This window comes from Coleofasciculus sp. FACHB-1120 (genome assembly GCF_014698845.1).
Taxonomy (GTDB): Bacteria; Cyanobacteriota; Cyanobacteriia; order Cyanobacteriales; family FACHB-T130; genus FACHB-T130.
The window spans coordinates 11616-37658 of the sequence record NZ_JACJTV010000021.1 but is presented as its reverse complement, the minus strand read 5'-3'; the positions used below and the strand labels follow the sequence as shown (position 1 = coordinate 37658).

Below are 26043 nucleotides of genomic sequence, written 5' to 3'. Positions count from 1 at the left end.
TGTAAAATCTCTTATTTATTTGTAATCACAATTTTGTTAAGGTGCTGGGATAGCTAGAGTCTAGACTGGGCAGCGCTGTTTATGAATATCGGTTATCGAATAGCAGACTGGCTGGAAACTCGCTGGGTGACACCAGCCTACGCCGGGTGGATACTAGGAATCATCTCCATCTGTTTTTTTGGAGCCGCCACGAACACAATGGCGGGGTGGCTGTATGTGATTAGTGGTCTCAGCTTGGCACTACTGGGAATCGCCGCCTTTCTCTCCGTGCGATCGCTTCGTCATCTTCAAGTCACCCGACGCCCTATCCAGCCCGTCAGCGTCGGCGACGATCTAACCATTGAATTAGAAATTGAAAATCCGGTTAACCATCCCAAAACCTTACTCTTAGTCCGGGACGTTCTCCCCTTCGTACTGGGACAGCCTGTACAGACGGCAATTGAAACGATTTCTCCTCATAGCGTTCACCACTGGATTTACTACCTACCCACACAAAAACGCGGGGTTTATCGGTGGAACACAGTACAACTGAGAACTGCTGCCCCTGTAGGATTATTCTGGTGTCGTCGCCAGCGTGAAGTTGCGGCTACGGCATTTGTTTATCCCACCGTTTTACCCCTGACCAACTGCCCAATGGTGGATGAAATTGGGCAAGAGAAAAGTCCCCTATTTCTGAGTTTAGATCGCCGTTCCCAAGCTGCCACAGAAGGAGTCACGCGATCGCTTCGCCCCTATCGAGTTGGAGATCCCACTCGGTTAATCCACTGGCGAACCAGCGCCCGTTACGGTGAATTCCAGGTGCGCGAACTAGAAGTCTTTACGGGTGGACAAGAAGTCATTATCTGCCTCGATAGCTCCACCAGTTGGAACCCAGAGCATTTTGAACAAGCAGTCATTGCTGCGGCATCCCTGTACTTCTATGCCAGTGGGCGTCAGTTAAGTGTAAAACTTTGGACAGCGTCCACAGGTTTGGTGCAAGGTCATCGCGTGGTTTTAGAAACTTTAGCCGCAACCTACGCTGGAGAAGATGCCCGTGCTGGAGATCCACCCACGCTTCCCTTAATCTGGCTGACTCCGAATCATCTTACCCTAAGCGCTTTACCCCCCGGTAGCCGCTGGATGATCTGGATGCCGGAGCCTTCAACTGAGCCTGCAATGCCCGTCAATCGCAATTCCTCTGGCATTGTCATCAATACCGAGCAGCCGCTACACCTTCAGCTACAATCCCCTCTGAAGTAAGCTTGCCCGATTGCATCGATCCCAGCCAACCTCCTTGGGGAAAAGGCTTAAGATACAATGCATAAACACCTGTCGATCTCGCGTCATCTCATTTTATGAACCCATCAGAAACTGAAACAAAATCTAGCGAAAAAAGTCTAGAGGCGATGCGCCATTTCTCCGAAACTTACGCCAAGCGTACTGGCACCTACTTCTGCGTCGATCCTTCAGTAACAGCCGTAGTGATTGAAGGACTCGCCAAGCATAAAGATGATCTAGGTGCCCCTTTGTGCCCCTGTCGCCACTACGAAGATAAAGAAGCAGAGGTACATGCAACTTTCTGGAATTGTCCTTGCGTACCGATGCGAGAGCGAAAAGAGTGCCACTGCATGTTATTTCTGACAGAAGATAACGAGTTTCGGGGTGAGATGCAGGAAATCTCCCTGGAAGAAATTAAAGCTGTACGCGATAGTATGTAACGAGATTTGTTCAGCTAGTCGCTAATTCAAAAGTTGCTAATTAGGTAGGAATGTTCTTTAGCCCGATTACCAATCATGGATTACCGATTAGCTGGAGCCTCAAACCTATAATGTCTATGCAATGTCTAGGTAATGTCTGTGCTAGTCACCCGTTCCTGGATGTTTTTGAGATAAAGTCTCCCACTTGCAAAAAAGATTCTCTTAAATTTCCGCTTACTTTAGCTTTATTTAAACTTTAATAAACTCGTTTTTCAGCAGTTTTTACTACTTGTTAAAAACTTAAAGCGATCGCTGATTCTGGATGTTTTCCACCAACCACTCGCGAAGCGGCTGTTCATAAGCATCTTGGTCTGGAGCGGTTTCTGGAGCGGTTAGAGATTATGACGCCTGGAGACAAACCTAACCACCAGGAAAAATGCTTGACGGTGGGAACCGAAAACGACAGAGTGATGAAATGATTGATAGAGTTCTCGACTAATGACTGAAGAAATCCCATCTGAATTTTGGCAAGGGATCGAAGAGTTTAATCAGCGCGAATTTTACGCCTGCCACGACACCTTAGAGGCTCTGTGGATGGAAGCCAGCGAGCCGGAAAAAAGATTTTATCAGGGAGTGCTGCAAATTGCCGTTGGATGTTATCACCTAGGCAACCTTAACTGGCGCGGTGCAGTTATTTTACTGGGAGAGGGAATGCGCCGCTTAGAGGCATACGAACCGGCTTACAGTGGAATTGATGTCACCGAACTGCGGGAACAGAGTGCCGAACTGTTGACGGCACTGCAACAAGCTGGAGCAGAAAACGTGGTTGATTTTGTAGAGCAGATGCAACAAGACGAGAATGCCTCACAGTTGCCAAAAATACTGCGAATAGAGGGTTAGAAACTTCTCAAGACTCAGAAACGTCGGGATTGTTGTGCCTAGTTCTCGCTGGATTTGTTCTGGATCGATCCTTTAGAAAGAGTAAACTAGGCACAAGAGCCGATCACCGTCTTTGATGTCTCCGCAAGACCCATGATGTCCTCATTTCAATTTAATCAAAGTCTAATGCGTCGTCTGGGATTAGTGCTGATGCTTCCAGCTGTTTTAGCAGGAGCGATCGCTATCCCCACCCAAATCCAAACCGCCCAAGCCCAAACCGCCGATGATGGACGCGCCCTCACCGTCCGTTCTGATGTGCAAGAAGCTAACTCGAAAACAGGCGTGGTAACGGCTCGTGGCAACGTGCAAATGTATTACCCCTCGCGGCAGATTCAGGCAACTGCTGCCCAAGCGCAGTATTTCAGCAAAGAGCGTCGGATCGTTCTGAGTGGTAACGTCTACGTCCTGCAACAAGGCAATAGTCTCCGAGGCGAGACAATCACCTATCTGATCGATGAAGGACGCTTTGTTGCCCTGCCTCAGTCCAATCGGCAGGTAGAATCAGTTTATCTGGTCGCCGATCCAAATTCTCCAACTACATCCGTAGCGCCACCGGCTCCCGCCGTCAATCCTAAGCCAGCCTTCAAAACGCCGAATAGTCGCTAGCCATTTGTCACATGGCTAATCGCGAATCGCGAATGGCTAATCGCTAATGGCTTTTAATAATTAGCAGTTAGCCATTAGCAACGAACAATTAGCTATTTCGATGATGAAAATCGTACTGGAGAATATTCACAAGTCTTACGGCAAACGTGCGATCGTCAATCGCGTCAACCTTTCAGTAGCGCAAGGAGAAGTCGTGGGGCTACTCGGTCCCAACGGTGCCGGTAAAACGACGACCTTTTACATTGCAACTGGCTTGGAAAAACCCGATCAGGGCACGGTTTGGCTGAATGACCAGGACATCACCACCTTACCCATCCACAAACGAGCGCATTTAGGCATTGGCTATCTTGCTCAGGAAGCCAGTATTTTTCGCAACCTCACCGTCCAAGACAATCTTCTCCTAGTGCTGGAACAAACAGGCGTGCCTCGTCGCGAGTGGCAAAACCGTCTAGATGGCTTGCTGCAAGAGTTTCGGCTAGAAAAAGTAGCAAATACACTAGGGATTCGCGTGTCTGGGGGAGAACGTCGGCGCACCGAGTTGGCGAGATCCTTAGCATCTGGGCGAGAAGGACCAAAATTTTTGCTATTGGATGAGCCGTTTGCCGGTGTCGATCCGATTGCCGTATCGGAGATTCAAAAAATTATTGCCGGACTGCGCGATCGCTACATGGGTATCTTGATCACCGATCACAACGTCCGCGAAACCCTCGCCATCACCGATCGAGCCTACATCATGCGCGACGGACAAATCCTCGCATCTGGCAACGCTGAAGAACTCTACAATAACCCCTTAGTGCGACAGTACTACTTAGGAGATGACTTCCAGAGATAGTCTTAGGTAATTGGGAATTGGGAATTGGTAATCCCAGAGTAATGAGTGAGAAACATGGAATTTTGAATCACAAGAAAATCTTAAATTCAAAATTCAGACGCGATCTCTGCATTTCTAAAACTTAAAACTCTTCCCCAATTACCCATTACAAATTACCCATTAGCCATTACCCATCGCTCCTTGACCAATGACCAAATCTTTCAATCCGCTCTACCCTCTGATTTCGACAGTCTCGGTAATGGATCGCTATATTGGCACCGAGCTAGTCGCGCCTTTCCTATTTGGCATGGGATTCTTTTCTTCCATCGGGGTAACGATTGGCAGTTTATTTGACCTGATGCGAAGGACTGTGGATGTAGGTCTACCCGCATCGCTCGTTTTGAAAGTCCTGCTGTTAAGTCTGCCACAGTTTATGGCGTATGCCTTTCCCGCCTCAGTGCTACTGGCTGCCTTATTAACCTATAGTCGTCTCTCCGCTGACAGCGAGTTGGTTGCCCTGCGTAGCTGCGGAGTGAGTATTTATCGCCTGGTGCTACCAGCGATCGTCCTGAGTTTTGTTGTGACCGGCATCGCATTTACGTTTAATGAGTATGTAGTACCCGCTGCGAACTATCAAGCCAAAGTTAGTTTAGATAAAGCTCTAAATAAAGAAAAGCCATCTTTCCAAGAACGCAATATTTTTTATCCAGAATATACGAAAGTCAAGCTACCCAATGGTCAAAGAGAGCAAGTGCTAAAACGCCTGTTCTATGCAGAAAAATTTGACGGGCAAAAGATGGAGGGATTGACAATTTTAGATTGGTCTCAGGAGGGGCTTAATCAAATTGTCACGTCACAATCTGCTGCTTGGAACCCAGGACAAAATACCTGGGATTTTTTCAAAGGCACGATTTATTTAATCTCTCCCGATGCTTCCTACCGCAATATTTTAAAGTTTGAACACCAACAATTGCAGCTGCCTCGTACCGCCCTAGATTTGGCAAATTCTGGGCGCGACTACGGCGAGATGAATCTTGCACAAGCCAGAGAACGTCTAAAATTAGAACGTCTCAGTGGCAATCAGCAAAAAATTCGCAAGCTTCTAATCCGCATTCACCAAAAAATAGCTTTACCGTTTGCTTGTGTGGTGTTTGGTATCGTGGGTGCCGCTCTAGCCAATAGACCGACTCGCACCAGTAAAGCGACAGGTTTTGGGATTAGCGTGATAGTAATTTTTGCTTACTATTTGTTAATGTCCGTCGGTGATGCTCTGGGATTGAGTAACTTCCTCTCTCCGGTGATTGCTGCTTGGTTGCCAAATCTGTTTGGATTGGGAGCGGGGGCGTGGTTCCTGCTTCGAGCTGCCCGTTAAACGTTCAGGGTGATCAATCGTCAATCATTTAGGAGCAGCTCTTTATCAAGATATTGATCAATAGTGAAGCAGAACGCACGGTGCAAGTTACTGTTTTTCTCTTCCTAATTAATTGGGGAGAGAAAAAGTTGCACATGGCGTAAGCATATCTATAAATCCGCCGGTTCTTGGTAGAGGCATATCTGTTCTCCTTTCCTAATTTTAAAGTTTAGTAAACTAAAAGCTTAGGTGAAAATTTACACGAATGAAGGGAATTTTTTAACAAATTGTATATTAAGACAGTTCCAGTTCAAGGCAATAGCGTATAAAATCGACTTACAACCCCTTGTGCAAGTCGATCTGCACTATAGCTATGTCATCTTCCAAAAAAGTCCCTGCCTCCATCCGCTATTTCAAAGCACGGTTACGGACATTCACGCGCCCTGCGTTTTGGGGATCGGCGATCGCAATGGTGATGCTAGTACTAGGGGTATGGGAGTACTGGGTAAATCCAGAGTGGCTGAACAGCGCTGTCGATGAAGAAACGGAGAATGAGCAAGTCGATTCCGCAGCTAATCCCTCGGATGACCCAAACCTTTCTCAAGAAAGCAGTGCGATTGGTGCTGATATAGATAACTTGCCCGCCCTAATGCAAGAATTTAATCGTGGCGCTGCTAAGGCGGGAAAAGGAAAAACTCCAGATCCAAACGAGCCACAGGGTTTATTTGAGCAACTAACTCGCAACCCGTCTACTGCCTCTAATCCAGAATCGACGGATCAGCCTCAAGCGATCGCCGGAATCCCCAAAGCTCCGCAAAGCTTGAACAATCCTTTTCTGACATCAGCACAAGATTTCTTCAATAGGGGAGCAAATGCTAGCCCCCAGCCCAATACTGGAGAATTTTTGGGATTGACACCCCCCAATCAACAGGTGGCAATTCCTACAACAACCTCCACTCCGAATCTGGGCTTTGGTGTCCCCAACCTCACTAACCCGAACCAAAACACGTTGCCAGTCAACCTCCTGCAACAAGCGTTGAATCAAAATTCGGCAACCCAAGCAGCAAATGCATCGCCATCGGGAAATCCTTCTCAACAGGCGCTTCCCAATTCCACATCCGGTGGGCAAATGGCACCACCACCAGCAAGCGCCCTAGCAAATACTACAGGCTATAACTCTCCCTCAGTCACAACTAGCAGCACTACTCAGGGTTCTTCTACTCCGAATTCTTACACCTATTTAAGCCAGCCCCAGGCACTGCCTCCCGTTGCCGCACCTGCGGTCCCCGTAACACCACAGATAGCACCACCAGTAGCACCAATAACTACCAGTAACTATGGCCAGTACCCATCGGGAGCGACCACTCAGACAAGCGGGTTTAACAGCAACTCTGGCTTTGGCTCCAACATGGGTAATTCGGGATCGCAATCCAACCAATCGAGCCAGCCTAACTTTACGACTCCTCGTCGTGTTCCAGGGCGCTACATTGGTGGGGGTCAGATTAATACTTTCTCAAATCCATAGCTGTTAGCAATTAGCGATTGGTTATTCGCTAATTGCTAATCCCTATTTACTCATTAGTTTGGAAGTATTTGATGATGGCGGAGGCAAATTCTGAGCATTTTAGAGGCTCCACCGGCGGTTCCATGAGTCGAGCCAAATCATAGGTAACTTCGCCGTTAGAGATCGCCTGACCGATGCCATGCTTAATCAAGTCAGCTGCCTCCTGCCAGCCCATAAATTCCAACATCATCACGCCTGACAAAATGACCGAACCGGGGTTTACCCGATCGAGTCCAGCGTGCTTTGGTGCGGTGCCATGAGTCGCTTCAAAGATGGCGCATCGATCGCCAATATTGGCTCCTGGTCCCATCCCCAGCCCACCGACAATTGCTGCCGCTGCATCTGACAAATAATCACCATTCAGGTTCATCGTCGCCAGGATGGAATATTCATCCGGTCGAGTCTGAATCTGTTGGAAAATGCTATCGGCAATTCGATCGTTCACCATCACCTTGTCTTTCCACTGACCGTTGCCGTGGGTTTCCCCGATAGCATTGAGAACATCTTCAACTTCACGGGTAATTTGGGCTTTTTTCTCTGCCGTAAGGGCGTCGTACCCAGGCTCAATCTGACGGGCGTTTTCTTCCAAGGTAATCTCTGGATTACGGGCTTTGTTGTCCAGAATCCACGATTCTCGTTCTGTAACGCACTCGGCGCGAAATTCAGCGATCGCTACTTCGTAACCCCAATCGCGGAAAGCGCCTTCGGTGTACTTCATGATGTTGCCCTTATGCACCAGCGTCACCATCTGTTTACGCTTGGGTAGCCGTAGGGCATTCTTAATTGCACGGCGCACTAGGCGCTGGGAACCCGTCTTACTAATTGGCTTGATGCCGATTCCAGAGTCTAGGGGGATTTGCTTTTTACCATGTTCTGGCGTTGCTGGAATTAGCTCATTATTGAGGATGTCAATCAACTTGTTAGCAATTTCGCTGCCTTGACGCCACTCAATTCCCAGGTAGATGTCTTCTGTATTTTCTCGATAGATGATGACATCGAGTTTCTCTGGGCTTTTATGGGGAGAGGGGGTGCCTGGGTAATACTTGCAGGGGCGGACACAGGAGTAAAGGTCAAAAATCTGACGCAATGCCACATTCAGCGACCGGATACCGCCCCCAATGGGGGTTGTTAGCGGCCCTTTGATAGCAATCCCGTATTCTTTAATGGCGTCTAGGGTATCTTGGGGCAAATATTGGTAGGTGCCGTACTTCTCGCAGGCTTCATCCCCGGCATAAATTTTGAACCAGCTGATTTGTCGCTTGCCACCATAAGCAGCTTGGACAGCAGCATCAAAGACCTTCTGGGCGGCGGGCCAGAGGTCGATACCCGTGCCGTCTCCGCGAATGAAAGGAACAATCGGGTTGTCTGGAACAACGGGTTCGCCATCTTTGAAGATGATACGTTCGCCCATGTCAGGGGGAGTGATTTTTTCGTACATATTGCACTCTTGTTGGATCTAGTCTGAGCCAGACAATATTTTGACAGGAAGACTACCAAATCGGCTGATTTGCAAAAGTTTCAATTAAGCTTTTTTGCAGTTTAGGCGGTTTGATTGCCATGATGACCACAAATCATCCAAGCTGAAGCAGGGGCGCTGGGAGGCTCTACTAAGGGGTAGCGGCAAAAATTTCAACCGGGCAAGCAGGAGAGCTAAAAAGGATTAGACCTAACGGTAGTCTCTAGAACTGCTACTAGGATGAAGGAAGTAGCACTTCAAATCAAAATTTTGTCATCCATCTAGCAAAGAGAAAGCCAAACCGCTTTACTAGAATGGGTCGAATAGCTGATTTTTGGATAACCTTAAGCGCATTCTGTCATCAGTCTTTATGCTGATACTTTATGCTGATAATAAAGTAGACTGAGGGCGATCGCTGGTTTTTAGTCCTTCAATCTCACGACTCCTGGCTAAGAAATTCTTGACCCTGCCAGAGAATGTCAAGCTGAGATAAAAAAGAGATATGCTGCACAAGCCGCTTCTGCCCTTTTCGCAAAAACCTCAACTCACATCAAAGCGGGATGAATTCAGTTTGCAGACCTAGGCTGATATGGCCCCATAAAGGCGATCTAGAGTAACGATGAAAAAAATTTTGCTCGTTGATGATGATAGAACCCTGCGAACTGTCTTGACACGCTACCTGCAAAACCAGGGGTATCTGGTTCAGGATGTAAGTTCTGGTATGGAGGCATTAAGCGCTTTTGAAAAAGCTCCACCGGATCTGGTGGTGAGCGATGTGATGATGCCGGAGATGGACGGGTTGGAATTCTGCCGACGCCTGCGAACAACTCCGATCGGGCAATTGGTACCGTTTATCTTTTTGTCAGGTAAAGGAGAGCTAGAAGACCGAATTCAAGGTCATACGATTGGGGCAGATGATTATCTAACCAAACCCTTCGATCCTAGGGAATTAGTTGCAAAAATTGAAGCTCAGCTAGAGCGATCGCGCCGCATCCATGCGGAAATGGTACGGTTGATGCAGCAGATGGCAACCAGTTCCACCGCAGCAACAGCAACCCTCGGAACATTGGGTTCTGCCACCTGCGAGCCGCTTCCGTTAACACCCGCAGAGCAAAGAGTTTTTTGGGAGGTAATTCAGGGATTTACCAATAAACAAATTAGCGATCGCTTGTTTATCAGTCCGCGTACCGTTCAGACTCACCTCAGCAACATCCTCAGTAAGCTGGAACTAGAGAATCGCTCTCAACTGGTTCGCTTTGCTTTTGAACACGGATACCGACCTCCCACCCATGAAGAGCAGTGAGGGATGAAGCCAGTAATTGATAATGGGTCATAAGTTGTAAGTTGTACAGAAGCGATCGCTCACCTCTGAATTTTGAATTAAAAAATTTTTTGATAACTCAAAACTCTCATTAGCCATGATTTTAGGTGTATATACATTAAAAGAATTAAGTCAAGCGATCGCGGCAGATCCCAGTCGATGGCGACCGCTCGTCTTTACCAATGGCTGCTTTGATTTACTTCATACAGGTCATGTTCGATATTTACAGGTAGCAAAATCCTTGGGGCGATCGCTCGTCGTGGGGTTAAATAGTGATCAGTCCGTTCGTGCCATCAAGCCCCATCAGCAGGGATTGCCTCCCCGACCTATCGTGCCAGAGCAGCAGCGGGCTGAAGTTCTCGCCGCCCTTAAACCCGTGGATGGAGTAGTGATTTTCCACTCATTGACCGCCACCGGCTTAATTGAAGCACTCAAGCCTGATATTTATGTCAAAGGAGGCGACTACAGCTTGGAAACCCTGCCTGAAACACCTGCCGTTCAGGCATACGGAGGTCAGATTGAATTGGTCAAAGTGGAAATTCCCACCTCGACCACAGCGATGATTAACCGCATCCTGCACTCAAATGATTAGCGCATTGGTCAAAAGTCAAAAGTCAACAGTCATTGGTCATGAGTTATTGACTAAAGACTAAAGACTAGAGACGAATGACTAATGACGAATAACTAACAGCAACCTGAAATGACTTGCTTCATGACAGACCAAACGACTGCCGACCTACCATACACCAGCCAAGACCTTACCGACCTACGCTGCAAGTTTGAGTCGGGTTCTGAAAAAACGCAACTACAACTCCTCCCAGAACTTCTAAAAGCGGGTAATGCCGGTTTAGAGGTACTGATGGAATTTTTACGTAACAGCCAGTCAGCTCCTACCAATTTAGTTACAGCCAAAGCCTACCAGACGCTCTACAACGCCAACGTTCCTGCTGCAACTGAATTTCTCCAAACTCATTTCCCCACCGGCATTATCCCCTTACATTCAGAACGTGGCATTGACTATAGCTCCCTGCAACACCTGCTGTTGCAACAGGACTTTCTTGCTGCTGACCGCCTAACCTTGCAAAAGTTGTGTGAATTGGCAGGGACTCAGGCTGTACAGAGAAAATGGTTGTACTTTACAGAGGTAGAAAACTTCCCGATTCCCGATTTACAAACCATCAATAGCCTGTGGTTCCTACACTCAGAAGGCAAATTCGGTTTTTCCGTGCAGCGGGAAATTTGGCTAAGTGTCGGCAAAGACTTCTTAAAGTTCTGGCCCAAAATTGGCTGGAAGAGCGGCAATAACTGGACTCGATACCCCAACGAGTTCACCTGGGATCTCAGCGCCCCTAGGGGTCATCTGCCTCTCTCAAATCAGCTGCGGGGTGTCCGGGTGATTGCCGCCTTGTTATCTCATCCCGCCTGGTCAAGTTGAAAACTTCAAGGCTCAGGACTCAAGACTCAGCGAACAAGAGTGATGAGTGAATGAAGCAAGAAAGCCTCTTGCCAGCAGAAATGACTCTACTTTTCACTCTTTTTTCCCCTCCTCACTTCCCAGTCGAATCACCGTTGGCTTGAGATAAGAGCAAAACTCAACGCTCCCCCTGATTTTTATTGGTTTCCTCTCCCTTGAAGGCTAAAGCCTTACGGCATGAACGCGCCTGCGTGACCTCAAACACTACGTCGCCAGGGCGGGAGAACCCCCGATATTCTTATGGTCTAACCGACGATAAAAGTCAATTTCGCTTCAGCCGTGTCATTCAGCCTCAGTCCTTTTTTAGCCGAAAAGCAAAACTCTCTGCTTAACGTGTTTGTTAGAGGCATTCTTCGGGAACGCTAAGTGTAGCGGGATATTAAATATAGTCATACAAGCAAAGCGTATGGGAGTAGGGATGGTAATGGCAGCCCCAGAAAGCAGACTTTTTTGTCGTTTGGATGGTTTGACACCGGCAGCACGAGAAAAACAAAGGTTCACTGCTTTGGGAGAATTCGGTCTACTTGAAGCAGAGATGGTTCCAGTGTTCGAGGAAGCTACTCAAACAGCAGCCCGATTTTTGGAAGCGCCGATTTGCATTTTAAGCTTAATGGCTCAAGACAAGCAGCGGATCAAAGCAGCTGTGGGTTTATCACGATTAGGGTTGATGAACGATCTCGCCACGTCCCGGCAACTCCCACGCCATCAATCTTTGTGCGCTTATGTGGTTGATAGTCATCAAGTTTTGATTGCTGGCGATACGCTAACAAATCGAGCTTTTGCGGAAACTGCTCTTGTGCAGCACTATGGCATTCGCGCCTATCTAGGGGCACCACTGCTATCCTCTACGGGAATCTGTCTGGGCACCCTGGCAGTCATGGATTTAGTGCCTCGTAACTTTACCAGCAAAGATATTGACTTTTTGGAACTCATGGCTCGCTGGAGTCTGAGTGAATTTGAGAGAAACCGTCTGTTTTTAGAAACGCGACAATTAGGTCCTGTAGAGCATCGTACCAACTCCAGCCACTGGTTTGCCAAACCGTCGCCTAACGGGCAGTCAGGGCTTGGTAAAGAAGTGGAATTGGATTACAATGCCGCCTCGACTAATGCCAATGCGGATGAAGTGTTGTCTCTGACCCGTTCAACCCCTAGCCCCTCTGCAACTAGCTCCGTTAAAGTCAAACTCCTATCCCAGCTATCACAGGAACTGCGGACTCCACTAACTTCAATTATGGGGATGGCAAGTGTTTTGGGTCGCGAAGTTTATGGGCCATTAACGACTAAGCAGAAGGAATATCTGGAAATTATCCACAACAGCGGTCAGCACTTAGTTTCGCTGGTTGATGAAATTCTGTCTCTGGGAGGGTTGGATGAGTTTAGCCAAAAACTCGATTTCACGTCTGTGGACATCGAAATGCTGTGTCAACAGGCGATTAATAACCTGCAACAGATTGCCTCTGGGCGACAGCAACAGATTCGTCTATCTGTAGAGCCTGGAAAGCGCATCTGGTTGCTTGACAAGGATAAAGTACGGCAAATTCTTTACTACCTGATTTTTAATCTAATTAACTCAGGCAATGCTGGGGGCGTGGTTCGCATTCATGTCTCTCGCAAAATCGAAAAGCTGAATATTGCGGTCTGGGTTTCTCACCCCTGGCTAGGAGATGGTCTACCTCAGATTGAGTTTTATGCCCAGTCTGATATGTCGCCGAATCATCACTCAGAACCCGCTTTCTCAGAAGCGAGTGTTGCTTATATTCAAGAGCCATCCTCCGTGCCGTCCCTCATGTCAACGAATCAATTGCTGCTGAAGGGTTCTCGTGCCGGTAATTCTGCTGTCCCGGAAGGGCTGTCCCATTTATCGGTTGGCAATGGCTCTCGTGAAAGTTTGGGGCTGTTACTGAGCTGTTTATTGGCAGAAATTCATGGCGGGCACATTTCTGTTCAAGGCTCTCCAGAGGCGGGATATCGCTATGTAGTCAGCTTGCCACAGGTGGATGCGTTGGAAACAATTGGTGATGATTGACGGACTAGAGACTATAAACTATGTACTTGGGTAATTGGTAATGGGTCCTGGGAAATGGCTAATTGTTCTTAGCAACTTCAATGGACAATGACAAATCACGAATGTGACCAATACCAATCACCCATAATCAATTACCCCTGACCTATCACATGACTGTTTGGCAACAATTTACCTTGTCCAGTTTGCCCCTGTATCAGTGGCAAAGTGCAAGCTATTTGCATCGGTTGGTCGGTAGCTTGCGAAGCTGGCGGCAGAGTAGCTTTTGCGTGCAGTGGGCGGAGCCATTGGGAGCCTTGTTGGTGGCTTTAGTCTTTGCGTTGGCTCCTTTTGTGTCAACAGCGCTGGTTGGCGTGTTGTTAGCTGCCTGCGCTGGCTTTTGGATACTGCTGACGCTCTCGGATGAGGCGGGTTATGTACCGGGCGAAGCGTCTAAGGTTACTCCAATTCACTGGCTGGTGTTGCTGTACTGGGGCATTTCCACTGTAGCAACGGCTTTGTCGCCCGTGAAGATGGCTGCTTTGAAAGGCTGGGGCAAGCTAACGCTGTATTTACTATTTTTTGCGCTAATGGCGCGGGTACTGCGATCGCCTCGACTGCGTTCTATCCTGATCGCGGTGTATCTCCACATCGCGCTGATTGTTAGTGTCTATGGGCTGCGACAATGGTTTTTCGGGGCGGAGGCACTGGCAACTTGGACGGATCCAACGTCTCCCATGTCTAAAACAACGCGAGTTTATAGCTATCTGGGTAATCCCAATTTACTTGCGGCTTATCTTTTGCCTGCGATCGCTTTGTCACTGGCTGCTATTTTTGCTTGGCGGGGCTGGAGTCGTAAAGCCTTGGCGCTGACGATGTTCGCAGTCAATTCTGCCTGTTTGATTCTCACGTTCAGTCGTGGCGGCTGGATTGGCTTTATACTTTTGCTTTTCGTATTCTCGCTGATGCTGCTTTACTGGATCAGCGAGCATCTACCTCCTTTTTGGCGGACTTGGTCGCTGCCGATTCTGCTAGGAAGTTTAGCGCTAGTGCTAGCGGTAGCGATCCTATTTGTCGAACCAGTGCGCGATCGCGCTTTTAGTATTTTTGCCAATCGCAGCCAGGATAGCAGTAACAATTTCCGGGTCAACGTTTGGGAGGCGGTGGTTGAGATGATCCGCGATCGCCCAATTTTGGGAATTGGCCCTGGCAACGAGGCTTTTAACAAAATTTATCCCCTTTATCAGCGCCCCCGTTATACTGCCTTAAGTGCTTATTCAGTTTTTCTGGAATTGGCTGTAGAAACTGGTTTGATTGGTTTTTGCTGCTTTATGTGGTTACTGGTTGTCACCTTTAACCAAGGGTGGCTACAGCTAAATCGTTTGCGACAACTGGGCAGGCGTGAGGGTTTTTGGCTGATAGCGGCAATCGCTACGATATTTGGTCTATTAGGACATGGTTTGGTAGATACAGTCTGGTATAGACCGGAAGTAAATACGCTTTGGTGGATGATGGTGGCGTTGATTGCTAGTTATTACACCTTCTCACCGGGTAGCGATCGCACTCCGCAGACGATAACGGAACACAGTTAATCCGATTTCCCTGTTTGATTATTCATTAGTTTTTAGACTTTTTTCGGCACCTACTCCGTCCAAATACGAACGAAAAAAAAGGACTCGCAAACTCTTGTCCAAACGACATTCCTAGAGTGGATGGAGTTGTACCAATGACTAAAGACTAATGACCCTGACTTTGATTTATATTGAATCCAAACAGGTTTAAAAAATTTCAAAAGCAAAAAGGCAAAGAAAAGATTTCCCCCTTCTTTCTTTTGCCTTTTTTAGTGGCTTTAATTTTCGTATAAGCCATCCGTTCTTTTACTCTCTGTGACCGGTACGACTTACTGGATCGGGGTCACGGTAACGGGTTGTTTCTTCATTCTTACGACCCGCCAAACCTGCTAAACCAAGAAGTCCCAGTAAGCCCAGCCAACCCCAATCAAAATTGCGATCGCTCTCAACGGTTCTAACGTCTTGGCTAGGAACGGTATCTGTAGTTGTATTTGTGTCAGTGTTGGTCTGAGCAGAAGCAGGCACTGTCAAAGGCAGAACCGCCATACTTAAGGAGAGAACGCCAGCCCCAATAAATTTAGACAAATCAGCTCGTTTCATCAAAAAGGCTCCTTGTCAGTTCTTCACTCACAAACTTATATATTTCTCTTCAAAGCAGAATCAACCTACGGCTATAAACTAAAAACTTCTAGTCTCTAACTATAGAGATAGAAAATGCCTATTCTTTCCAGCACTTTCTTACCCTTTATAATTAAATAACTTTTAACGTGAAAGCAAACTTAACTTTTTCAGGCTGGGGATCAAGAATAAGCTTCCTAATTAACGTGAATTTGGGTTAAACAGCAGGTAGTAAATTGTCGTCGATGGAGATAAAGGGCTTCTGGGGTTGGTGGCTCTTGCAGTCAATCCGCACACCAGTTTAACCAGAAAGTTGACCCAGCTGCGGTGACAGAGCATCAGATTTTTGTGAAAAGGGCAAATGGAATTCGCTTCTTAACAAACTAAACCCACAAGGCAAGGGTTCTAAAGCCCGCGCACCATCCGGATTGGGTTTGGTAAAAGCTCTCGCCACTTCTACCTCCTTGAGAAAAAGGGGGTTGGCATAGACCACGATTTGCTTTTCTCTAGGGATATTTACACACATCAGGATACTCCCCAGAGGGCATGAGAATGCTCGCGCTAAGAAATGTTCTTCCACGGGTCAATCACTGTCTCCATCATCGACCGCTTCCGTAAGGCGGAAATCGCTGCTAAGTTGTCACTTGTATTGATATCAATCACTGTCCCAATCATCGACTGCTTCCGCAATAATAGGCTAAACGTTCTCGTTGACCGTGTTGCAGCCCATCCACAAAGCCATTGTGGCTGCCAACCGGGTTCAAACTTTTGGCACCAGTCATCGACGCCGTAGAACTTTTCTTCTTCACTGAGCATAGGACAAGCAGATGGGTGGAGAATTCAGCACTTTCAGCTTACCTGTTTTGCCTGTGCCCTACCCCGAACTCACGGTTACGTAATCTGCGTAGGCTGTCAGCTTCGTGCGTATTACCAGCTCCTGCTGGTATTTTTACCTAACTCTAGAAATTCTCCATTCTTGATAATAATGAACTTTTACAGTTATCACTGCCAAACAAAAAGCGCTATCCGCAAAATCCCTTAATAGGTTTCAGAATATTTACCGACATAATTTAAAAATAATTTCTAAGAACTGAGGATAATACTACTGATTAATTTATAAATAATTAGTGGCTTTGTAAGTATATTTAAGGGTTTTGCGTAAATAGCGAATAGTGTAAAGAGGTCAAAAAGAATTTCAAAAATCATAGACAAAGAATTAAAACTTCAGTTATTAATAGACAAGGAAAAGAAAACACATATCTGCACCGGGCTTCTAAAGTAAAAATAAACTCAATTATTTTAGATGTATTTGCCGGTTGGATAAGGTGAAGTCGTTCATCGCCTGGTAGAGGTACTCAAATGAAAATCAAACTAATTTCTAGTCTGTTCGCCGCTGCTGCTGCCCTGACCGGCGTCATCTCTGCAACTGCACCGGCATCGGCTGAGATCAACTGGGGTTCTGGAAATACTGCACCCACAAAGAATACATTGAGCCAATCTGATGATTTTTCAAACATCAGCACGCTTATCGATAGCTTAAACACGCAGATAAATAAGTCTCAAGAAAAACACGCATTTCCTAACTTGAGCCTTTTAGGCGGTCAATCATTTGATTTAAGCAAACTAACGTTGCAAAATAACACGGATGTTCGTGCTTACTTCGTTAATGAAGGGGCGGATTATAACAATCAGTTGGGTTATCAAGCACTTGACAGCAACGGCAACATTGTCAAAGATGGGCTGGCTTTCTGGGAACTCAATAGCACAGAAAGCATTAGAGAAAACCAAAGCAGCTTTACTAATTTGAAGCAAGGAGATTGGGTTAACTTAGGCAACTTCAGCAAAGGTACAACCCTGAACTTCCAGTTGAACGCTAATAGCTTGTACGGCACCGACAACTCCTACGGCATTTACAATTCTGCTTTTAATGCTTCTAACCCTGATGGGCTACAGCACGCCAAAGGCTATCTCTTTAACTCCCGTTACCTAGTGATCGGTTTTGAAGATTTGTACGGAGATGGAAGCGAGACTGGCGTGACTCCAGCATCTGACCGGGATTTCAACGACACAGTTTTCATCGTCGATATCGGCAATCAAAGTCTGCAAAGCGTACCTGAACCATCTGCAACGTTGGCACTGGTAGCTGCGAGTACGTTAGGTATGTTTGGTCTGCGTCGCCGCCGCAACAGCCAAATCAATGGCTAATCCCCTGGCTTATTGCTGAGAATCTTTGCAAGTTCAATTAGTCGATAACCCTTATTTCTAGCCTGCGCCTGCGGGCTTTTTTTTTGGGAAGTTTATCTAGCAGCAGCTTCGCTGTTGGCATAGCTAGTTGCTAAGCGCATAGATAGGATATTTTCCCCAGGGGTAGTTAAAATCAGTCAGGCTGAGCCGTGGGATGAGATATCTAACGGCTTGTTCGCGTGAAGTGAGCAATCTGAGCCATCGTAAAGAATATCTGCTCTATGGCGCTAGCTAAAATAAGGCTATGTCTCAATCTACCTCTGCCTCCAACCCCTCTAACTCCGCTGCTAGCTCATCCGATATGCGACCTGTCTTCATCCTGGTTGATGGTCATTCGTTAGCCTTCCGCGCCTATTTTGCCTTTGCTAAAGGGCGGGATGGAGGCTTAAAAACCAAGACTGGGATTCCTACCAGTGTTTGTTTTGGCTTCCTCAAGTCGTTACTAGAAGTGATAGCATCCCAGCAACCTCAGGCGATGGCGATCGCATTCGACCTCGGCTTACCCACTTTCCGCCACGAAGCTGACGATACCTATAAAGCTGACCGTGCTGAGACGCCAGAAGACTTTATCATTGACCTGAAAAATCTCCACGACCTTTTAGATGCCTTCAATCTGCCAATTGTGACGGCACCGGGGTATGAGGCAGATGATGTCTTGGGAACGCTATCACAAAAGGCGAGTGCCGCCGGGTATCGGGTAAAGATTGTTACGGGTGACAGAGATTTATTTCAACTGGTTAACACTGCACAGGGAATTAGCGTTCTTTATCTTGGTCAAACCTTCTGGCAACGTGGCAGTAATACAGGGCCAGTAGAATTTGGGCCAGAGGAAGTTAAAGAGAAACTAAAGGGCATTACACCAGAGCAGGTTGTCGATTACAAAGCTCTGTGTGGCGACGCCTCCGACAATATCCCTGGTGTTAAGGGCATTGGCGACAAAACAGCCGTGAAGTTGCTGACAGAGTACGGCTCCCTGGATGGGATTTATGCCTCATTGGATGAGATTAAAGGAGCGGTCAAACAGAAGCTGGAAGCCGGGAAAGAAGAGGCATACCGTTCCCAGCACTTGGCAAGGATCGTTCTTGATGTCCCTCTAGACGTTAGTTTAGAAGACTGCCCGTTGAAGGGATTTGATAACGCCGAGCTAGAACCGCTGCTAGAAAAGTTAGAGTTTAGGACTTATTTGAGCCGAATCAAGCAGTTGCAGCAGGCATTTGGCGGTGTGGCAGAGGAAGCTAAACCCGTTGAATCTAAAGAAGAACTTGAACAAATCACTTTTGATGATGGCGATTCCTGGTTTTTCAGTGCCGCTGACACCGAAGCGGCTAGCAAGGCAGACACAAATGCTGCGAGTAAGATTAGCGCCCAAATTATTGATACTCCAGAAAAACTGACAGAACTGATAAAGCAGCTGCAAAGTTGCACCAACCCTGACAACCCAGTAGCTTGGGATACGGAAACGGATTCCCTAGAGCCACGAGACGCTCAACTTGTGGGGATTGGCTGCTGCTGGGGAATCGATCCGTCTGAAGTTGCTTATATTCCCACGGGTCACAAAACTGGTGAAAATCTGGATAAAACGGCTGTCTTAGAAGCGTTGCGTCCGATTCTGGAAAGTGCTGACTATCCCAAATCGTTGCAGAACGCCAAGTTTGACCGGCTGGTGTTGCGCTGTCAGGGAATTAACTTGGCTGGGGTGGTGTTTGACACGATGCTTGCCAGTTACGTGCTAAATCCAGAAAACAGCCACAACCTCAGCGACTTAGTCCTGCGGCATCTGGAGCTAAGTATCAGCAATTATACGGAGGTGGTGCCTAAAGGCAAAACGATTGCCGATATGGATATTCAGACGGTAGCCTATTACTGCGGGATGCAAGTCTATGCCACATTCCAGTTGGTACTAAAGCTACGAGAAAAATTAGAGGAAGTCCCAGCTCTTCACCGGCTGTTACGGGAAGTAGAACAACCCTTAGAGCCAGTTTTAGCTCAGATGGAATATGTGGGCATTCGCATCGATCCAGCTTATCTCCAGACACTATCGCAAGAACTGGAAAAGGATTTAGCTGCGATTGAGCAGAAAGCTTATCAGGAAGCCGGGGAAAAATTTAGCTTGGGTTCACCGAAACAACTGAGCCAAATCTTATTCGACAAACTCAAGTTAGATACTAAAAAGTCTCGTAAAATTCAATCGGGTTATTCTACAGATGCGGCAACGTTGGAAAAACTGCAAGGCGATCATCCACTGGTCGATGCCATTTTAGAGTATCGTACCCTCTCTAAGCTGAAGTCTACTTACGTGGACGCTTTACCGTTGTTGATACGTCCAGATACCCAGCGGGTGCATACGAATTTTAATCAGACAGGTACGACAACAGGGCGATTGTCTTCTTCTAATCCCAATTTACAAAATATTCCCATCCGCACAGCTTTTAGTCGGCGGATTCGCAAAGGATTTGTGCCAGAAACTGGCTGGCTACTGGTTGCTGCTGACTATTCGCAAATTGAGTTGCGGATTTTGGCTCACTTGAGCCAAGAGCCGGTGCTGATTGAGGCATACCAGCAAAATGAAGATATTCACAGTGTCACCGCTCGGCTGTTGTTGGAGAAGGATACGGTGACATCTGAAGAGCGCCGATTGGGGAAGATTATCAACTTCGGCGTCATTTATGGGATGGGGGCGCAGCGATTTGCGCGGGAAGCTGGGGTGAAGGCAACCGAAGGCAGATTGTTTATCGATCGGTTTAACGAGCGCTACCGTAAGGTATTTGAATATTTGGAGCGGGTGAAGCGGGAAGCGATCGCTCACGGTTATGTCGAGACTATTCTAGGACGCCGCCGTTACTTTAACTTTGAGGGCGGCAGTCTCCGCAAGCTCCAAGGTAGCAATCCTGATGAAATTAACCTTGACAAACTCCGTAATTTGGGACAAGCTGACGCCGGTTCGCTACGCGCCGCCGCTAATGCTCCAATCCAAGGTTCTAGCGCCGATATCATCAAGATTGCAATGGATAAACTGCACGCAGTTTTGCAGAATTATCAGGCGCGTTTGCTATTGCAAGTTCACGATGAATTAGTGCTTGAAGTTCCTCCCTCTGAATGGGAAGAATTACAGCTTAAAATTCGTTCCACAATGGAAAATGCGGTTTCTTTAAGTGTGCCTTTAGTCGTTGATGTGCGTGCAGGGCAGAATTGGATGGAAACGAAGTAAAGAATCGTAACTTCAAAAACGCGGATGAGCGACCATGACCGCTTATTTAAGGAACTCCTCACTACCTTTTTTGGGGAGTTCATAGAGTTATTTTTGCCAGAAGTAGCAACTTATCTGGAACGCGACTCCATAGAATTTTTAGATAAAGAAGTCTTTACAGATGTTACTGCTGGCGAACGTTATGAAGCTGATTTAATCGTCAAGGCTGAATTTCGAGGTCAGGAATCTTTCTTCCTAATTCATGTAGAGAACCAAGCACAATATCAAACTGACTTTGGCAAGCGGATGTTCCGCTATTTCTCCCGTTTGTCTGAAAAATTCGATCTGCCTGTGTATCCTGTGGTGGTGTTTTCTTATAACAGTCCCAAAACTCCAGAACCTAACGTTTATCAGGTGGCTTTTCCCAATAAAGTTGTTTTGCAGTTCAACTATGATGTCATTCAGTTAAATCAGCTGAATTGGCGGGATTTTGTGCAGCAACCCAATCCAGTTGCTAGTGCGCTAATGGCAAAAATGAATATAGAGCCAAGCGATCGCCGCCGGGTAAAATTTGAGTGTCTGCGTCTTTTGGCTACTTTGAGGCTAGACCCCGCCAAAATGCAATTAATTTCCGGTTTTATTGACACTTATCTACGCTTAAGTTCAGAAGAAGAAAGGCTTCTACGAGCTGACATTGCTAGGATAGAGCCAACTGAGCAGGAGGTCATTATGCGAATTGTCACTAGCTGGATGGAAGAAGGCATTGAACAAGGAAAGCAGGAAGCAACACTGTCGCTGGTTATGCGGCAGCTACCACGGCGAATTGGTGCAGTTCCTCCTGAGTTACAACATCGCATTCAGCAATTACCGCTGACTCAGTTAGAGGATTTAGCAGAGGCGCTTTTAGATTTTTCATCTTCGGCGGATTTAGAAGCTTGGTTACATCAAGCGTCATCGGAGTTATCTCAAGGATAATAAGCTGCCAGTATTGACACCTCTAGGGAAGCATTACGAGCCAATTTGGAGAGATGATTAGATAGAAATGCTGCGGGAGTTGCTGGAGTATGGGTTAAAAATGTTTCGACGGGTAACTCAGTATGGTGAAAGAAAAGCTGGTAGTTGAAACAAGCAAAGCGTTGGTTAAAAGCGCGATCGCATCTTCCTTCACCATCCCCACTGCTAAAAGCTAGTAACAGACTCCGAAACTATTGGACAATGGAAACGTCTGTCCTAATGGACTTTTCTTTTGTAGTAAATATTTATAATGACCGGCACTCGCAAACTTATCCAAAACTCTCTCGTCTGGACTGGTGCAGTTGTTCTCATCCTTGGATTGGTGGGATGTGAAGCTATTTTTGGTTCTCCTACTTACCCGGTTAAGCGAGTCAGCGATGGAGATACTCTTGCCGTGACGGATCGCAGTGGGAAAAACATCAACGTGCGCTTTGCTTGTGTGGATGCTCCGGAAGTTCCCCATTCCAGTAAGGAAAAGGCAAGCAAAAAAGCAGCAGATCAAAACCAATTCAAGTGGGGAATAAAAACCCAGCAGCGATTACAAGAATTGGTACAGCAAGGAGGCGATCGCGTTCGCTTAACTGTAACCGATACTGACAGATATGGGCGCAAAGTTAGCGAAGTGCGCCTGCCCGATGGCACTTTTATTCAGGAAGTGTTGGCAAAAGAGGGACTGGTTCTGGTGTATCGTCAATATCTAAAAGATTGCCCTAGCGCTGCTATCGTTGAGCAAGCAGAAGCTGAGGCGAAAAAGAGTCGGCGCGGCATTTGGCGTGACTCCAAATTTCTGCCGCCGTGGGAGTATCGCAGTGAGAGTAAGTAGCAAAGGCTCATGGTTAATTGCAATGAACAATAACCATTAAAAGTCTTCGTCAGCATACTCACTGGCATCTTCTGATTGAGACTGATTACTAGAAGGCGATCCCCAAACAATGGGCACGATCGCACTCCCAATCGCTCCTGCGCCAGCACTAAACGCCAGTACGACGCCAACCGGCATCCGGATCGACTGGGAAGTCAGAAATTTCACCGATACCGGCGTGATGTTTTGAATGGACAAGAGTGCGATCGCTGCGATGGAACTGGCTAAAATCAGCGAGGTGAGCAGGTTGGTAAGGGCTTTCATGTTGATAATGGCGACTAAGTAAGTTCCTGCTACCAAGTAGGAGCAAGGCAATGCCCTTGCTCCTACCGATCATTTAGACTGTGACGGGTTCCAGTTGGTTAATAGTTTGTTCCATTTGCTGGGCAATTTGGGTCATTTTTTCTGGAGTGTTCGTTTCCAGATAAACCCGCATTAGCGGTTCTGTTCCCGAAGGACGCAGGAGTATCCAACTGCCTTCTTCTAAGTAGAGTTTAATCCCGTCTTTGCGCCCTACTTCTTTCACTTTAATTCCTGCCACTTCTGCTGGGGGATTTTTGGTGAAATCATCGATGACAGCGGCTTTGTGGGCGTCATTTAAGTGCAAATCGAGACGTTTGTTGTACAGAGGACCATCGGCTTCTGCGATTACTTCTTCTACTAGCTGACTTAAAGGCTTGCCTTCGTAAGCGATCGCTTCTGCAACTAGCATATCGGCTAAAATCCCGTCTTTTTCAGGAATATGCCCGATAATGCTCAATCCGCCTGATTCTTCACCGCCGATCAATACCTGCGTCTCGCGCATTTTCTCGCCGATGTATTTGAAACCTACTGCTGTTTCGTAGATTTCCAAGCCGTACTTAGCGGCGAGGTTATCCAGCAGATGGGTGGTGGCAACGGTGCGGACAATTGCACCAGTTTTACCTTTGTTCTTGACTAGGTGACGCGCCAGCAACAGCAGCACCGTGTTCGGCGTCAGCACGTTTCCTTGTTCGTCAACAATGCCGAAGCGATCGCTATCTCCATCCGTCGCCAAACCTAAATCTGCCCCGTCTTTTTTCACTGCTTCGACGAGTCCAATCAATTCCTCTCCCTTCGGTTCTGGCATTCCACCACCAAAGAGAACATCGCGGTAGGTGTGGAATGACTCTGTATCGCAACCACAGCGCTCTAAGACAGTATCCAGGTAGCCGCGAGAAGTCGAGTAGAGAGCGTCATACTTCACTTTTAGCCCTGCGCTCTTGATTCGCTCTACATCCAGCAGGGTGTAAATAAACTGGAGATAATCTGGCTTGGGATCAAAGGTGGAAATCTTATTGGCATTGTTGCCACTCGGCGGTTCATCCGTAGCACTTTCAATATTTGCTACGATTGTATCCGTAATTTCCGGCGTAGCCGGTCCTGCGTAATCGGGGATGTATTTGATGCCGCAATAGGGAGCCGGGTTATGACTGGCGGTGAACATCAGTGCCCCAGCAGAGTTGAGAAGCTTAGCGTTGTAAGCAATGACTGGTGTCGGGCAATCTCGATCGACAATTTTCACCGTCCACCCGGCATCTACCAAAACTTCAGCGGCAGTCCGGGCGAATTGGTCGGCTAAAAAACGGGTATCGTAAGCTACTAAGACGGGACGGTCTTTGGAATAGGCATTTTCGAGATAACTTGCGATCGCCCGCGTTACTTTACACACATTAGCGAAGGTAAAGTCATCGGCGATAATCCCCCGCCATCCATCGGTGCCAAATTTAATCTTGTTTGAACTGCTGGCTGCACTCATCTTAACCACTTCCTCTTGATTCCACCTAAATACTACAAGACGCCTATCCCTTTCAATCTCGCTGCTGACGAACAAATGGCTTGTAAAAACCGAACGACTTGTTCGCACCGGCAGAAAATCTAGCTGAATCTGAGGATACGATAGACCCAATCCTTAATTGCAAACAAGAGTACCAATCAGGTGTTAATTCCTGTTGCAAATGGTAAATTAGCTGCAAAAGCAATATGAGCAATCCGCTCTTGCCTCGCGCCTGCCATCAGGAAAATCATTTCAAGAGGAGCCATAAGCCATTGTGAGCCAGACCGACACGCCAAACCTACAAACGCTTCAATCTGACGCAACTCGCCTGCGCGAAGAGTTGCAGATGCGAGACCAACTGGTTCAACAGTTGTCTCAAGAACTATTCCGGCTGGTTAAGGGCAATGCCAACTTTATGCCCAGACCGGAAGTGTCTGAGCGGCACATGGCTCAGATGAGAGCGCTGCGAGAACAACTGCAAGAGGTCGAGCAGCAGGTAACGTTCTATCAGGAACAGATTACGACCCGCGACACCGAAATTTATCAATTGCGGCAGTCTGTACAGGAATTGACCGACCGCAGCCGGATGCTAGAGCAAGTGGTGCAGGAGTTGCCACAGATTTATCGCCAGAAATTTGCCGAACGCATGGCACCCGTGCGGGAGAAAGTAGCGATGCTGCAACGGGAAAATCGTCAACTCCATGCTGAGTTGCAAAGTGTGAGTTACCGTCTAGCTGTCAGAACCCGTCGCACGACGACCGGACTCGATCTGCCCAGTTTCCCCCGTGCAGGTGTTCGTAATAGCCCGATTCCAACCTTTGGTCATGCGTAAAGTTCTGATTGTGGTTGATGCTGCTGATGAGCTTGCGGCATCGCCCACAACAGCCAAAATGGTGTCTGCCCTCAAGCAAACCGCGCTCAATTCTCCAGTATCGACAGCGATACAAGTTGTAGAGACGCGATTTATCGCCTCTGTCTGCGCGGACTGGCAAAACCAAGCGGAAATCCTTTGGTGTCCTTTAACGCTAAATTTGCCGGAAAACTTGGAATTTCCAGCCCAATCCCTCTATCAGGCTTGCCGCGACGTGACAGGTTTACGCCAGTCGGTAGAGCAATTAGGACATCTGACGGGTGTGGGTGATTTCTGGTTGCCAATCGTTCTCACGGCAAAGGGGCCACTCTACGGCGAGGTAATTGGTATGGTTGAGGACGATGAAAGTAGGCGTTCAGAACCGGCTTTTAAATGTTATCGTCAGCCGGTGCATCTATCGGATATCTGGCGTCAGCCACTGTACCAACTAAGTCATCAATTACTCCAATTTTTATCAGCGCCACCGGCTGTTTATTTATTGCAGTTCGGCTTTCAAGAGCAAGAAATTGTTTTTGACCGACTTTTGCCTTTTCCGGGGGAACCCGCGATCGCTAGCATCAGCGTCCAAGAGCCAGATTTATTCACCTGCCACTGGCACTGCTTGACGGGTCAAGCAATTTCTGACATCCAAATCAACGCCATTAATAATTAAGAAATCGCGGCTACGCACGTATAGGTCGC

24 protein-coding genes are annotated in these 26043 nt (G+C 47.3%); 18 read left to right on the top strand and 6 right to left on the bottom strand.

Going from position 1 to position 26043, the window contains the following annotated elements; translation table 11 throughout:
• Nucleotides 1-81: 81 nt before the first annotated feature.
• The 7 genes from H6H02_RS18040 to H6H02_RS18010 all read left to right on the top strand — a co-directional run bounded on the left by H6H02_RS18040 (nt 82) and on the right by H6H02_RS18010 (nt 6908).
• Entirely contained in the window at nt 82-1239 is a 1158-nt protein-coding gene (locus tag H6H02_RS18040) for a DUF58 domain-containing protein (protein WP_190820243.1), read from the top strand.
• 95 nt (nt 1240-1334) lie between these two features.
• The gene (locus H6H02_RS18035; protein ID WP_190413052.1) at nt 1335-1697 is read left to right on the top strand and encodes a ferredoxin thioredoxin reductase catalytic beta subunit; all 363 of its coding nucleotides are present in this window, start codon (nt 1335-1337) and stop codon (nt 1695-1697) included.
• Between the two features lie 477 nt (nt 1698-2174).
• On the top strand, nt 2175-2576 hold the full coding sequence (locus tag H6H02_RS18030; protein WP_190820241.1) for a DUF309 domain-containing protein: 402 nt from the start codon (nt 2175-2177) through the stop codon (nt 2574-2576).
• A 132-nt stretch (nt 2577-2708) separates the two neighbouring features.
• On the top strand, nt 2709-3221 hold the full coding sequence (locus H6H02_RS18025; RefSeq protein WP_190820239.1) for an LptA/OstA family protein: 513 nt from the start codon (nt 2709-2711) through the stop codon (nt 3219-3221).
• 103 nt (nt 3222-3324) lie between these two features.
• The gene (lptB, locus tag H6H02_RS18020; protein WP_190820319.1) at nt 3325-4053 is read left to right on the top strand and encodes an LPS export ABC transporter ATP-binding protein; all 729 of its coding nucleotides are present in this window, start codon (nt 3325-3327) and stop codon (nt 4051-4053) included.
• 187 nt (nt 4054-4240) lie between these two features.
• Nucleotides 4241-5404, top strand: a complete 1164-nt coding sequence (locus H6H02_RS18015; protein WP_242040765.1) for an LptF/LptG family permease — start codon at nt 4241-4243, stop codon at nt 5402-5404.
• A gap of 352 nt (nt 5405-5756) precedes the next feature.
• Nucleotides 5757-6908: a hypothetical protein gene (locus H6H02_RS18010; protein ID WP_190820237.1), complete on the top strand. Its 1152-nt coding sequence runs from the start codon at nt 5757-5759 to the stop codon at nt 6906-6908.
• A gap of 46 nt (nt 6909-6954) precedes the next feature.
• Here H6H02_RS18010 and H6H02_RS18005 read toward each other — a convergent pair whose 3' ends face one another.
• A complete protein-coding gene (locus H6H02_RS18005; RefSeq protein ID WP_190820235.1) occupies nt 6955-8385 on the bottom strand; it encodes an NADP-dependent isocitrate dehydrogenase in 1431 nt (476 codons plus the stop codon).
• 637 nt (nt 8386-9022) lie between these two features.
• On the opposite strand from H6H02_RS18005, the gene H6H02_RS18000 reads away from it, so the two are divergent.
• The 5 genes from H6H02_RS18000 (at nt 9023) to H6H02_RS17980 (ending at nt 14792) form a co-directional block, all read left to right on the top strand.
• A complete protein-coding gene (locus H6H02_RS18000; protein WP_190820233.1) occupies nt 9023-9706 on the top strand; it encodes a response regulator transcription factor in 684 nt (227 codons plus the stop codon).
• Between the two features lie 115 nt (nt 9707-9821).
• Entirely contained in the window at nt 9822-10316 is a 495-nt protein-coding gene (locus H6H02_RS17995) for an adenylyltransferase/cytidyltransferase family protein (protein ID WP_190820231.1), read from the top strand.
• Between the two features lie 120 nt (nt 10317-10436).
• Nucleotides 10437-11159, top strand: coding sequence for a GUN4 domain-containing protein (locus H6H02_RS17990; RefSeq protein ID WP_190820229.1), 723 nt, complete (start codon nt 10437-10439; stop codon nt 11157-11159).
• Nucleotides 11160-11622: 463 nt separating this feature from the next.
• A complete protein-coding gene (locus H6H02_RS17985) occupies nt 11623-13224 on the top strand; it encodes a GAF domain-containing sensor histidine kinase (protein ID WP_190820227.1) in 1602 nt (533 codons plus the stop codon).
• A gap of 149 nt (nt 13225-13373) precedes the next feature.
• Nucleotides 13374-14792, top strand: a complete 1419-nt coding sequence (locus H6H02_RS17980) for an IctB family putative bicarbonate transporter (protein WP_190820224.1) — start codon at nt 13374-13376, stop codon at nt 14790-14792.
• Between the two features lie 285 nt (nt 14793-15077).
• Here H6H02_RS17980 and H6H02_RS17975 read toward each other — a convergent pair whose 3' ends face one another.
• The 3 genes from H6H02_RS17975 to H6H02_RS17965 all read right to left on the bottom strand — a co-directional run bounded on the left by H6H02_RS17975 (nt 15078) and on the right by H6H02_RS17965 (nt 16205).
• Nucleotides 15078-15371, bottom strand: a complete 294-nt coding sequence (locus H6H02_RS17975) for a WGxxGxxG family protein (protein ID WP_190820222.1) — start codon at nt 15369-15371, stop codon at nt 15078-15080.
• Nucleotides 15372-15690: 319 nt separating this feature from the next.
• Nucleotides 15691-15915, bottom strand: coding sequence for a hypothetical protein (locus H6H02_RS17970; RefSeq protein ID WP_190820220.1), 225 nt, complete (start codon nt 15913-15915; stop codon nt 15691-15693).
• A gap of 35 nt (nt 15916-15950) precedes the next feature.
• The gene (locus H6H02_RS17965; RefSeq protein WP_190820218.1) at nt 15951-16205 is read right to left on the bottom strand and encodes a hypothetical protein; all 255 of its coding nucleotides are present in this window, start codon (nt 16203-16205) and stop codon (nt 15951-15953) included.
• Nucleotides 16206-16748: 543 nt separating this feature from the next.
• Here H6H02_RS17965 and H6H02_RS17960 point away from each other — a divergent pair.
• The 4 genes from H6H02_RS17960 to H6H02_RS17945 all read left to right on the top strand — a co-directional run bounded on the left by H6H02_RS17960 (nt 16749) and on the right by H6H02_RS17945 (nt 22657).
• On the top strand, nt 16749-17594 hold the full coding sequence (locus tag H6H02_RS17960; RefSeq protein WP_190820216.1) for a DUF4114 domain-containing protein: 846 nt from the start codon (nt 16749-16751) through the stop codon (nt 17592-17594).
• A 283-nt stretch (nt 17595-17877) separates the two neighbouring features.
• Nucleotides 17878-20841 (top strand): DNA polymerase I, encoded by a 2964-nt coding sequence (gene polA / locus H6H02_RS17955; protein WP_190820214.1) that lies wholly within the window; start codon nt 17878-17880, stop codon nt 20839-20841.
• A gap of 24 nt (nt 20842-20865) precedes the next feature.
• Complete coding sequence (locus tag H6H02_RS17950; RefSeq protein ID WP_190820212.1) at nt 20866-21795, top strand: DUF4351 domain-containing protein; 930 nt, start codon at nt 20866-20868, stop codon at nt 21793-21795.
• Between the two features lie 289 nt (nt 21796-22084).
• Nucleotides 22085-22657 carry a thermonuclease family protein gene (locus H6H02_RS17945; RefSeq protein WP_190820210.1) on the top strand — a complete coding sequence of 191 codons (573 nt, stop codon included), beginning with the start codon at nt 22085-22087 and terminating at the stop codon, nt 22655-22657.
• Between the two features lie 36 nt (nt 22658-22693).
• Here the strand turns inward: H6H02_RS17945 and H6H02_RS17940 are convergent, their stop codons facing one another.
• Nucleotides 22694-23011, bottom strand: coding sequence for a LapA family protein (locus tag H6H02_RS17940; RefSeq protein ID WP_242040764.1), 318 nt, complete (start codon nt 23009-23011; stop codon nt 22694-22696).
• Between the two features lie 22 nt (nt 23012-23033).
• The gene (locus H6H02_RS17935) at nt 23034-24473 is read right to left on the bottom strand and encodes a phosphoglucomutase/phosphomannomutase family protein (RefSeq protein ID WP_190820208.1); all 1440 of its coding nucleotides are present in this window, start codon (nt 24471-24473) and stop codon (nt 23034-23036) included.
• Between the two features lie 292 nt (nt 24474-24765).
• Here H6H02_RS17935 and H6H02_RS17930 point away from each other — a divergent pair, with 292 nt between their 5' ends.
• Nucleotides 24766-25323: an Npun_F5560 family protein gene (locus tag H6H02_RS17930; protein WP_190820206.1), complete on the top strand. Its 558-nt coding sequence runs from the start codon at nt 24766-24768 to the stop codon at nt 25321-25323.
• Nucleotides 25316-26014: a hypothetical protein gene (locus H6H02_RS17925; protein WP_190820205.1), complete on the top strand. Its 699-nt coding sequence runs from the start codon at nt 25316-25318 to the stop codon at nt 26012-26014. Before H6H02_RS17930 ends, H6H02_RS17925 begins: the two co-directional genes overlap by 8 nt.
• Nucleotides 26015-26043: the final 29 nt, after the last annotated feature.

Bases quoted from the DNA above. Each gene is read 5' to 3' on its own strand.
- H6H02_RS18040 (WP_190820243.1), top strand. From the start codon at position 82: ATGAATATCGGTTATCGAATAGCAGACTGGCTGGAAACTCGCTGGGTG.
- H6H02_RS18035 (WP_190413052.1), top strand. From the start codon at position 1,335: ATGAACCCATCAGAAACTGAAACAAAATCTAGCGAAAAAAGTCTAGAG.
- H6H02_RS18030 (WP_190820241.1), top strand. From the start codon at position 2,175: ATGACTGAAGAAATCCCATCTGAATTTTGGCAAGGGATCGAAGAGTTT.
- H6H02_RS18025 (WP_190820239.1), top strand. From the start codon at position 2,709: ATGATGTCCTCATTTCAATTTAATCAAAGTCTAATGCGTCGTCTGGGA.
- lptB (WP_190820319.1), top strand. From the start codon at position 3,325: ATGAAAATCGTACTGGAGAATATTCACAAGTCTTACGGCAAACGTGCG.
- H6H02_RS18015 (WP_242040765.1), top strand. From the start codon at position 4,241: ATGACCAAATCTTTCAATCCGCTCTACCCTCTGATTTCGACAGTCTCG.
- H6H02_RS18010 (WP_190820237.1), top strand. From the start codon at position 5,757: ATGTCATCTTCCAAAAAAGTCCCTGCCTCCATCCGCTATTTCAAAGCA.
- H6H02_RS18005 (WP_190820235.1), bottom strand. From the start codon at position 8,385: ATGTACGAAAAAATCACTCCCCCTGACATGGGCGAACGTATCATCTTC.
- H6H02_RS18000 (WP_190820233.1), top strand. From the start codon at position 9,023: ATGAAAAAAATTTTGCTCGTTGATGATGATAGAACCCTGCGAACTGTC.
- H6H02_RS17995 (WP_190820231.1), top strand. From the start codon at position 9,822: ATGATTTTAGGTGTATATACATTAAAAGAATTAAGTCAAGCGATCGCG.
- H6H02_RS17990 (WP_190820229.1), top strand. From the start codon at position 10,437: ATGACAGACCAAACGACTGCCGACCTACCATACACCAGCCAAGACCTT.
- H6H02_RS17985 (WP_190820227.1), top strand. From the start codon at position 11,623: ATGGCAGCCCCAGAAAGCAGACTTTTTTGTCGTTTGGATGGTTTGACA.
- H6H02_RS17980 (WP_190820224.1), top strand. From the start codon at position 13,374: ATGACTGTTTGGCAACAATTTACCTTGTCCAGTTTGCCCCTGTATCAG.
- H6H02_RS17975 (WP_190820222.1), bottom strand. From the start codon at position 15,371: ATGAAACGAGCTGATTTGTCTAAATTTATTGGGGCTGGCGTTCTCTCC.
- H6H02_RS17970 (WP_190820220.1), bottom strand. From the start codon at position 15,915: ATGTGTGTAAATATCCCTAGAGAAAAGCAAATCGTGGTCTATGCCAAC.
- H6H02_RS17965 (WP_190820218.1), bottom strand. From the start codon at position 16,205: ATGCTCAGTGAAGAAGAAAAGTTCTACGGCGTCGATGACTGGTGCCAA.
- H6H02_RS17960 (WP_190820216.1), top strand. From the start codon at position 16,749: ATGAAAATCAAACTAATTTCTAGTCTGTTCGCCGCTGCTGCTGCCCTG.
- polA (WP_190820214.1), top strand. From the start codon at position 17,878: ATGTCTCAATCTACCTCTGCCTCCAACCCCTCTAACTCCGCTGCTAGC.
- H6H02_RS17950 (WP_190820212.1), top strand. From the start codon at position 20,866: ATGAGCGACCATGACCGCTTATTTAAGGAACTCCTCACTACCTTTTTT.
- H6H02_RS17945 (WP_190820210.1), top strand. From the start codon at position 22,085: ATGACCGGCACTCGCAAACTTATCCAAAACTCTCTCGTCTGGACTGGT.
- H6H02_RS17935 (WP_190820208.1), bottom strand. From the start codon at position 24,473: ATGAGTGCAGCCAGCAGTTCAAACAAGATTAAATTTGGCACCGATGGA.
- H6H02_RS17925 (WP_190820205.1), top strand. From the start codon at position 25,316: ATGCGTAAAGTTCTGATTGTGGTTGATGCTGCTGATGAGCTTGCGGCA.